This is a genomic window from Psychromonas arctica (genome assembly GCF_038155225.1).
In the GTDB taxonomy this organism is placed as follows: Bacteria; Pseudomonadota; Gammaproteobacteria; order Enterobacterales; family Psychromonadaceae; genus Psychromonas; species Psychromonas arctica_B.
This window is the reverse complement of record NZ_JBAKBA010000112.1, coordinates 1-448: the sequence shown is the minus strand read 5'-3', so window position 1 is coordinate 448 and position 448 is coordinate 1. Positions and strand designations below refer to the sequence as shown.

Here is a 448-nt window from a genome sequence, read left to right as displayed (position 1 = left end):
GCATGGCATCAATGACTTCAGTACCTTAGTACCTCGACATCGTATCTCAGTGTTAATAGAAACCCGGATTTACCTAAGTCTCCCACCTACATACTTGAACCTGGACAACCATCGCCAGGCCCACCTAGCCTTCTCCGTCCTCCCATCGCAATAATAAAGGGTACGGGAATATTAACCCGTTTCCCATCGACTACGCCTTTCGGCCTCGCCTTAGGGGTCGACTCACCCTGCCCCGATTAACGTTGGACAGGAACCCTTGGTCTTCCGGCGGGGAGGTTTTTCACCCCCCTTATCGTTACTCATGTCAACATTCGCACTTCTGATACCTCCAGGATGCCTTACAGCTTTCCCTTCGACGGCTTACAGAACGCTCCTCTACCACGCATAATAAATTATGCGTCCGCAGCTTCGGTGATATGTTTAGCCCCGTTAAATCTTCCGCGCAGGC

The 448-nt window shown here is 51.3% G+C and carries 1 rRNA gene; it reads right to left on the bottom strand.

Annotation, left to right across the window (positions count from 1 at the left end):
- Positions 1 to 448: ribosomal RNA gene (locus tag V6255_RS18015) — 23S ribosomal RNA — on the bottom strand; the annotation flags it as partial.